Source organism: Acidimicrobiales bacterium (assembly GCA_016716005.1).
In the GTDB taxonomy this organism is placed as follows: Bacteria; Actinomycetota; Acidimicrobiia; order Acidimicrobiales; family JADJXE01; genus JADJXE01.
This window is the reverse complement of the sequence record JADJXE010000008.1, coordinates 1-8583: the sequence shown is the minus strand read 5'-3', so window position 1 is coordinate 8583 and position 8583 is coordinate 1. Positions and strand designations below refer to the sequence as shown.

The following is an 8583-nucleotide window of genomic DNA, read 5'->3' as shown; positions in this document are numbered from 1 at the left end:
GGCGGTCGACCAGTGGTGCTGGGCCGGTGACCGCCCGGCTCTGGCGCGTGGAAGGCGCCACCCCAGCGCGGCCACCGCCTTCCACGAGCGCCAGCTCCCCGACCCGGCCCGGCGGGTGGTCTGGTGGTTCAAGGGTGACCCGACCGGCGGTGGTGCTCGAGCACCAGGCCGCGTCGGTGGTCGACGAGGAGCGGCGGGAGGCGGCTGGGGTCGAGGTGGTGCGGCGGCGCAGTGGCGGGGGAGCGGTGTGGCTGGCGCCGGGCGCGGTCACGTGGGTCGACGTGGTGCTCCCGGCCGGTGATCCCCACTGGGTGGACGACGTGGGCCGGTCCTCGCTGTGGTTGGGCGATGCCTGGGCGCGCGCCCTGGCGGCGCTGGGGGTGCCCGACCCGACGGTGCACCGGGGCCCGCTGGTGCGCAGCCGGTGGTCCCCGCTGGTCTGCTTCGCCGGGGTGGGCCCCGGCGAGGTGCTCGTCGACGGCCGCAAGGTGGTGGGCATCTCCCAGCGGCGCACCCGGGCCGGAGCCCGCTTCCAGTGCGCGGTGCTGAACCACTGGGATCCGGTGCCGCTGGCCGGCGTGCTGTCGCTGTCCGACGCGGACCGCGCCGAGCTGGTGACGACCTGGCCCCGGTGGCCGCCGGCCTCGGCACGGTCGAGGGCCCGCTGCGGTGGTGGCCAACCTCTGGCCGCCCTGCGACGCGCCGCCGTCCTGACGCCCGCCCCCCCCCCCCGCTGGAGCTCGGCTCGCGCGGTCGGCGCGATCCTTCGCGCCCAGCGTGAGGAGAACGGCGGTGACCTGGGCAGATTGGTGCTTGCGCCAGGAGCGATTTGGAGTAGGTTAGACGCTTGTGGAGGCAGAAGGACCACAAAGGGGAGCTGAGGGGGCATCATGGCACCTGCGGCAAGCGCCCGCGCTCCACGGCCGAGCAGCGCTTCGGTCACGCCGGATTCTCGGGTACCACCCCGTCCGCCTGGAGCCACCGGCCGCCTCGCCATCCCGGCCACGTTCCGGCCGGCGTTCCCGAGGGCTCAGGCCCGCCTCCGTGCCTACCTCGACGAGTACCTCGTCCTCTGGACCGACGGGCCTTCCCGGTGGCCGTGGAGGCCCTGGCGGCGAGCGGGACCCTCGTCAGCCCGCAGGCACGCAAGAACTTCCAGGACCACCCAGATCGTGGCGGTCGACCGCCAGGGCCGATGGTCATCCCCGGACCTGGCGAGCGCGTGGGCCTCACCGAGCGGGTGGTGGTGGTGGGGCCTACGACTCGCTGGAGATCTACGCGCAGGAGGCCTCGGCGACCTCGACGCCGGACCGATGGCGACCTGCTGCTCGCCACCTACGACGGTTCACCCCTGGGACGAGCGTGAGCGCACCGTGTCCGCCGCCCTGCTCACCCCTCCCCCGCATGCGGCCAGGTCCGTCCGTGACCGACCGCACCCCGTTCGACCACGAGTCGGTGCTGCTCGACCGCGTGCTGGAGCTGTTCGCTCCGGTGCCGGCCGGCACCGTCGTGGACGCCACCCTCGGCGGCGCCGGCCACGCGGCGGCCCTGCTCGAAGCACGAGCCGACCTCCGGGTCCTCGGCCTCGACCAGGACCCGCACGCCCTGGCCGCAGCGCTGGATCGGCTCGCCCCCTTCGGCCCCCGGGCCACGGCGATCCACGCCCGCTTCGACCGGCTGGCCTCCGTGGTCGCCGCGTCCGGCGCCGCCGTCCAACCGATCGTCGGGGTCCTGTTCGACCTCGGCGTGTCCTCCAGTTCGACGTGCCCGAGCGGGGTTCTCCTACCGCAACGACGCCCCCCTCGACATGCGGATGGACACCACGGGCGGGCGCACCGCCGCCGACCTCGTGAACGGTCTCGACCAGCGAGCGCTCGCCGAGGTCCTGCGCCGCAACGCCGACGAGCGCTTCGCCGGCCGCATCGCCCGGGCCATCGTGGCCGCCCGACCGATCGCCACCACCGGGGAGCTGGCCGCCGTGGTCGTCGGGGCCATCCCCGCGCCTGCCCGTCGGACCGGTGGACACCCCGCCAAGCGCACTTTCCAGGCACTGCGCATCGAGGTGAACGAGGAGCTCGCGGTCCTGGAGCCGGCGCTCGACGCCGCGCTCGAGGTGGTGGCGCCCGGTGGTCGGGTGCTGGCCATCTCGTTCCACTCCGGCGAGGACCGCATCGTGAAGGCCCGGTTCCGCCGGGCCGACGACGGCGGGTGCACCTGCCCGCCCGGGCTCCCGTGCGGCTGCGGTGCCGTGCCCCAGGCCCGGCTCCTCAAGCGCGACGGGTGGGCCCCGTCCGCCGCCGAGGTCGCCGCCAACCCCCGCGCCGCCAGCGCCCGCCTGCGGGCCGTCGAGAAGCTGCCCGTCCCCCGAGCCGAGGCCCACCGGTGACCAAGTCCCGCCCGCGCCCGGCACGTCGGCCACGCCCCGGCGCCGACCCGTGGCGGAGCACCCCCGCCCGGCCTCCGGGTGGTGGGCCCTCCCCCGCGCCGCCCGCACGGGGCATCTCTGGGTGATCCTCGCCGCGCGGTGGTGTTCACCGCCCTGTTCGTGGCCGCCGCCTCGCTCGATGGTGGTCTCGGGCCAGGTGCACCTCGACGAGGTCGGCCGCCAGGTCCGCGCCGAGCAGCAGCTGCTCCAGAAGGAGCGGGTGCGTCTGGCCAACGACCAGTCGCCCGCCCGGATCACCCGGGAGGCGGCCCGGCTCGGCATGGTGCCGGCGGACGAGCAGAACTGGGTGAGCCCGGGCGCCGGGACCGCGCCCGTCGTGACGGGTCCCGACGCCCCGCCGACCTCCGTCCCCGACGACGCCGACCCGTCCGCCCCCGTCGACGGCTCGCCGCCGGCACCGATCCCGAGGGGGCCACCGACCGATGACCCGCGGCGACGACTTCGACGACCTCGACGACTTCTTCGCCCGGCCCCGGGCCTCCCGGTCGACCACCACGCTGGCGCCTCCGCCGGCACCGCCACCACCCCACGGCCCGAGCAGCGTCCCCGCCGCCCGGCCGTCGCCCGCCAGGGCCCCGCCCCGGGCGGGCCCACCTCGCGCTCGGCAGGACCGGCCCGGACACCCGCCCCCGCCCGCCCGCCCGCCCGCCCGCCCCGCCCGCCTCGCACCCGGCGGGCCCGCCCCCTGCCCCTCGACGGCGCCGCAGGGCGCGCCTCGCGCCGCCACCGCCTCGTGTGCGTCGTGGCCGTCTGCGTGGCCCTGGTGACCGCCATCACCGCGCGCTTGGTGGACGCCCAGGTGGTGGGCCGGTCCGGCTACCTCGCCTACGGGGAGGAGAACCGCAACGCCTGCCGCGCCATCCCCGCCGGCCGCGGCACCATCTACGATCGCAGCGGCCAGGCGTTCGCCCCTGTCGGTGGCCCGGGCCAACGTGGTGGCGGATCCCACCGTGGTCGCCCACCCGGTGCGCTCGGCTCGCAAGCTGGCCCCGATCCTCGGTGCCGAGGTCGACGAGCTGGCGGCCCTGCTCAGCGATGACACCACCCACTACCAGGTCCTGGCGCCGCTGGTGTCCGACGCCGTGGTGGCCAAGGTCAAGCGCCTGAAGATCGCCGGCATCACGTTCCAGGACCAGTTCGTGCGCCAGAACCCGAGCGGCGGGCTCGCCCGCGCCGTGGTGGGCAGCGTACGCCAACGGCACCCGTGGCGCCGACGGCGGTCAGGGACGGACGGGGTGGGCGCGCCTACGAGCGTCAGTTGGAGGGCACCCCGGCCGTCTCACCTTCGAGAAGGACCGGTGGGGCAACACCATCGCCGACACCCCGCCAGCTCGACCCGGCCCGGCCGGGGACGGACCTGTACCTCACGCTCGACCAGTCGCTCCAGTACGCCACCGAGGACGCCCTCACCGACCAGGTCGAGGCCACGGGAGCCAAGCAGGGGATGGCGATCATCAGCCGCCCAGCACCGGCGAGGTGCTGGCCATGACCAGCGTGGCCGCCGATGACGAGGTCAGGTGCGCAACACGGGCGACAACCGTCCGGTGAGCACCGTCTTCGAGCCGGCTCGGTCAACAAGATGATCACCGTGGCCGGGGCGATGGAGGACGGGCTGATCGACCCGGACACGCCGATCGACGTGCCCCACCAGCTGCTGGTGGGCGATCACTGGTTCTCCGACCACGATCCGCACGGCGTCCCGCCACGTGGTCGCCCACAGACATCCTGGTCACGTCCTCCAACATCGGCACGATCAAGATCGCCAAGATGCTGGGCGAGGAGAAGGTCGACGGGTACCTCCGGGCCTTCGGGCTCGGCAAGTCGTCCGAGGCGTTCCCCGGCGAGGTCAACGGGTTCATGACCGACGTCGCGGACTGGTCGCCCACCGACATCGGGGCGGTGCCGATCGGCCAGGGCATCGCCGTGACCGCGCTCCAGATGCTGGGGGCCTACAACGTGATCGCCAACGACGGTGTGTACGTGGCGCCCCGGCTCATCGCCGCCACCGACACCGGCGAGGGCAAGGAGCCCACCGCTGCCTCGAACCGCCATCGCGTGGTGTCGGCCGACACCGCGACCGCGATCCGCCAGATCCTGGCCAAGGTGGTCACCGACGGCACCGGCCAGCGCGCTGCGGTCCCCGGCTACGTGCCCTTCGGCAAGACCGGCACCGCCCGGATCCCGCAGCCACCGCCCCACGCCGACCCCTCCGACGCCTACCAGGACGCCGAGGGCCGCTACCACTACGAGTCCAGCTTCGTGGGCGGGGTCGACGGGGCCGACCTGTCCATCATCGTCACCATCCAGGACGCCCAGACCTCGATCTTCGGCGGCGACGTGGCCGCCCCGGTGTTCGCCCAGCTGGCCTCGCTCACGCTGCGCCACGAGCAGATCCCCCCGCCTGCCCTCCTGGGCGCGTCGTCGGCGGCCGTCCCCGGGCTCAGCGCCTCGGCCCGTGAGCCTCGGCGACGAGGATCCCGGTTCGAGCCGCCGTTCCACGCAAGGCTGAGGGCGTGCTGCTCTCGAAGCGGTGGCGGCGGCGGCCGACCACCCGCCTTCCGCGACCTCGTCCTGACGGGCGCCGCCGACCTGTGCGTCGGCCGGGCCCAGCACGATTCGCGCCGTGGAGGCGGGCTCGGTGTTCTGCTGCGTGGGGGGTGCCGTCCACGACGGCCACGACCACGCGCCGCCGCGGTTGCCGCCGGCGCCGCCGCCCTGCTCTGCGAGCGTCCCCTCGCGCTCGGGGTGCCCGAGCTGCGGGTGGCGTCGGTGCGGGAGGCCATGGGGCCGCTTGCCGCGGTGCTCGCCGGCCGTCCCTCCGAGCACCTCGCCGTGGTGGGCGTCACCGGAACCAACGGCAAGACCACCACCGTGCACCTGCTGGCGTCGGTGCTCGAGGCCGGCGGCATCTCCTGCGGGGTGATCGGCACGCTCACCGGCGCCCGGACCACGCCGGAGGCCCCTCCAGGCCCGCCTGGCCGACCTGCACGCCGAGGGCCGGGCCGCGGTGGCCATGGAGGTGTCCTCGCACGCGCTCGATCTCCACCGGGTCGACGGCACCCGCTTCCGCGGGCGGTGTTCACCAACCTCAGCCGCGACCACCTCGACCACCACGGCGACATGGCGGCCTACTTCGCGGCCAAGGCCCGCCTGTTCGAGAACCGGACCTGGCCGACGTGGCCGTGGTCAACCTCGACGACCCCCACGGGCGGCTCCTGCGGGACGCGGCGCGGCTGCGCAGCGTGGGCTACGAGCTGGCCGCCGCGCACGACCTGGTGCTCGGCCCCGCCGGCTCCACGTTCACCTGGCGCGGCGCCGAGGTGCGCCTGGGCCTGGCCGGGCGGTTCAACGTGCTCAACGCCCTGGCGGCGGCCACCGCGGCGGGCGAGCTGGGCGTGCACCCCGAGCAGGTGGCCGCCGGGCTGGCGGCCGCCGGCCCGGTGCCGGGCCGCTTCGAGCGGATCGACGTGGGCCAGCCGTTCCTCGCCGTGGTCGACTTCGCCCACACGCCCGACGGCCTCGAGCAGCTCCTCGCCGCCGGTCGTGAGCTTGCTCGCGGGGGTCGGCTCCTGGTGGTCTTCGGGGCCGGCGGCGACCGGGACCCCTCCAAGCGACCGGCCATGGGCGAGGCCGCCGCCCGCCTGGCCGACGTGGTGGTGCTCACCTCCGACAACCCCCGCCACGAGGACCCGGCTGCGATCATCTCCGAGGTGCACCACGGCATGGAAGACACGACGAACGTCCACATCGAGCCCGACCGGCGCGCCGCCATCGCCCTCGCCGTGGCCCAGGCCGGGCCGAGCGACGTGGTGCTGGTGGCCGGCAAGGGCCACGAGACCACCCAGACCATCGGTGACGAGGCGGTGCCCTTCGACGACCGAGAGGTGCTGCGCAGCGCGCTGGCGGCCGCCGGCCACGGGGAGGCACGCCGATGATCGCGCTGCTGATGGCGGGCGGCCTGAGCCTGGCGACGGCCCTCGTGGGCACCCGGTACCTGATCCAGTGGCTTCGGGCGCACGGCATCGGCCAGTCCATCCGCGAGGAGGGGCCCCGAGGGCCACCAGACCAAGGCCGGCACGCCCACCATGGGCGGGATCGCCATCGTTGCTGGTGCCGTGGTGGGCTACACGCTGAGCCACCTGCGCAGCCGGGTGGTCTTCACCCGTTCGGGGATGCTGGTGATGGCCCTCGTGGTCGGTGCCGGTCTGGTGGGCTTCGCCGACGACTGGATCGGGATCCGGTCGGCTCGCAACCTCGGTCTGAACAAGCGCATGAAGGTGCTCGGCCTGCTCGGGGTGGCCATCGCCTTCGGGGTGGCCTGCGTGCAGTTCACCGGGCAGCACACCACCTTGTCGTTCACCCGGTACTCGTCGTTCGAGACGTCGAGCCTGCTCGACATCGACTTCGGCCAGGTGGGCTGGGTCGTGTGGTCGGTGCTGCTGATCATGGCGTGCACCAACGGCGTGAACCTCACCGACGGCCTCGACGGCCTGGCCGCCGGCTCGTCGCTGTTCGCCTTCGCCGCGTTCACCATCATCGGGTTCTGGGCGTTCCGGAACCCGGAGATCTACGACGTGGAGCACGCCCTGGACCTGGCGGTGGGGGCCGCCGCCATGGTGGGCGGCTGCACCGGGTTCCTCTGGTGGAACGCCCACCCGGCGCATCTTCATGGGCGACACCGGGTCGCTCGCCATCGGTGCCGGCCTGGCCGGGCTGGCGCTCACCCTCAACACCGCGCTGCTCCTGCCCATCGTGGGCGCGCTGTTCGCCATCGAGACCCTGTCGGTGATCCTCCAGGTGGTGTCGTTCCGCGGCTTCGGTGGGGCGGCGGATCTTCCGCATGGCGCCGATCCACCACCACTACGAGCTGAGCGGGTGGCCCGAGACCACGGTGATCGTGCGCTTCTGGATCGTGGCCGGCCTGGCCACCGCGCTCGCCCTGGGGCTCTTCTACGCCGATTTCACCACGCTGCCGGGGGCCAACGGATGACCACCGCCATCACCCACCGGCCTGCGGGGTCACACCTCGCACCGGGGCCTCGCGGCGCCGACGGCTGGTGCTGCCGGGCACGGCCACCGGCTCGTTCTGGCTGCTCGCCGCCGTGGTCACGGTGCTGAACATGATCGGCCTGGTCATGGTGATGTCGGCGTCGTCCGGTGATCTCCGGTCGAGAGCGGCGCGCCCTGGTCCTACGTGCAGCGCCAGGCCATGTGGTCGGTGGTGGGCGCCGGGGCCCTGCTCGCCACGCTCGCCATCTCCATCGACTTCTGGCGCCGCCACGTCCGGGTCTGGCTCGCCGTCACCGTGGCCATGCTCGTCGCCGTGCTGGTGCCGGGCGTCGGCCTCAGCGCCAACGGCGCCACCCGGTGGCTGGGGGCCGGCCCGCTTCAGGTGCAGCCCTCGGAGTTCGCCAAGTTCGCGCTGCTGCTGTTCGTGGCCGACCTGTTGGACCGGCGTTCAGCACCTCGACGACTGGCGCTGGACCATGGCGCCCGTGCGCTTACCTGGTGGGGGTGACCGGGCTGATCATGCTCCAGCCCAACCTGGGCACGGCCATCATCATCGCCGCCATGGTGCTGGTGATGCTGCTGGCCGCCGGGGTGCCGCTCGTGCCGCTCGGCGTCGCCACCGCGGTGGGCACGTTGGTGGCCACCGCCTTCGTGGCCCTCACGCCGTTCCGCCGCACCCGCTTCCTGCGCTTCCTCGACCCCATGGGCGATCCGCTCGGTTCGGGGCTCCAGAACGTGCAGTCGTTGGTGGCCATGGCCAACGGCGGCGTGTTCGGCCGTGGCCTCGGCCGCTCCACCGTGAAGTGGGGCTACCTCCCGTACGCCTGGACCGACTTCATCTTCGCCGTGATCGGCGAGGAGTTCAGCCTCCTCGGCGCCGTCACCGTGGTCGCCCTCTTCCTCGCCCTGGCGGCGGTGGGCGCCTGGGTGGCCGCCCAGGCCCAGGATCGGTTCTCGATGCTGGTGCATCGGCATCGCGTCGTGGCTCGCCGTGCAGGCGTTCATGAACATCGGTGCCGTGCTGAGCATCATGCCCCATCACGGGCGTGCCGCTCCCGTTCGTCTCCTTCGGCGGCTCGTCGCTGCTGGTGAACCTGGCGGCCATGGGCATGCTGCTCAACATCGCC

The 8583-nt window shown here is 74.0% G+C and carries 6 protein-coding genes and 3 pseudogenes; 8 read left to right on the top strand and 1 reads right to left on the bottom strand.

The window, feature by feature from the left end; all coding sequences use genetic code 11:
• The first annotated feature begins 134 nt into the window (after nucleotides 1-134).
• From IPM45_18510 to IPM45_18500, 3 genes and pseudogenes are all read left to right on the top strand, one after another.
• Complete coding sequence (locus IPM45_18510; protein MBK9181506.1) at nucleotides 135-881, top strand: hypothetical protein; 747 nt, start codon at nucleotides 135-137, stop codon at nucleotides 879-881.
• Nucleotides 882-1404: 523 nt separating this feature from the next.
• A pseudogene (gene rsmH, locus IPM45_18505) lies at nucleotides 1405-2386 on the top strand (16S rRNA (cytosine(1402)-N(4))-methyltransferase RsmH).
• Between the two features lie 1639 nt (nucleotides 2387-4025).
• On the top strand, nucleotides 4026-4307 hold the full coding sequence (locus IPM45_18500; GenBank protein ID MBK9181505.1) for a hypothetical protein: 282 nt from the start codon (nucleotides 4026-4028) through the stop codon (nucleotides 4305-4307).
• Nucleotides 4308-4395: 88 nt separating this feature from the next.
• Here the strand turns inward: IPM45_18500 and IPM45_18495 are convergent, their stop codons facing one another.
• Nucleotides 4396-4557 (bottom strand): hypothetical protein, encoded by a 162-nt coding sequence (locus IPM45_18495; GenBank protein MBK9181504.1) that lies wholly within the window; start codon nucleotides 4555-4557, stop codon nucleotides 4396-4398.
• Nucleotides 4558-5317: 760 nt separating this feature from the next.
• Here IPM45_18495 and IPM45_18490 point away from each other — a divergent pair.
• The 5 genes and pseudogenes from IPM45_18490 (at nucleotide 5318) to IPM45_18470 (ending at nucleotide 8548) form a co-directional block, all read left to right on the top strand.
• A pseudogene (locus tag IPM45_18490) lies at nucleotides 5318-5608 on the top strand (UDP-N-acetylmuramoyl-L-alanyl-D-glutamate--2,6-diaminopimelate ligase).
• Between the two features lie 14 nt (nucleotides 5609-5622).
• Nucleotides 5623-6381 carry a hypothetical protein gene (locus tag IPM45_18485; protein ID MBK9181503.1) on the top strand — a complete coding sequence of 253 codons (759 nt, stop codon included), beginning with the start codon at nucleotides 5623-5625 and terminating at the stop codon, nucleotides 6379-6381.
• Nucleotides 6378-7436: pseudogene (locus IPM45_18480) on the top strand (phospho-N-acetylmuramoyl-pentapeptide-transferase). The gene IPM45_18485 and the pseudogene IPM45_18480 overlap by 4 nt, the downstream one beginning before the upstream one ends.
• Nucleotides 7437-7640: 204 nt before the next feature.
• Nucleotides 7641-7964 carry an FtsW/RodA/SpoVE family cell cycle protein gene (locus tag IPM45_18475; GenBank protein ID MBK9181502.1) on the top strand — a complete coding sequence of 108 codons (324 nt, stop codon included), beginning with the start codon at nucleotides 7641-7643 and terminating at the stop codon, nucleotides 7962-7964.
• Nucleotides 7961-8548: an FtsW/RodA/SpoVE family cell cycle protein gene (locus IPM45_18470; GenBank protein MBK9181501.1), complete on the top strand. Its 588-nt coding sequence runs from the start codon at nucleotides 7961-7963 to the stop codon at nucleotides 8546-8548. The genes IPM45_18475 and IPM45_18470 overlap by 4 nt, the downstream gene beginning before the upstream one ends.
• The last annotated feature ends 35 nt before the right edge of the window (nucleotides 8549-8583 follow it).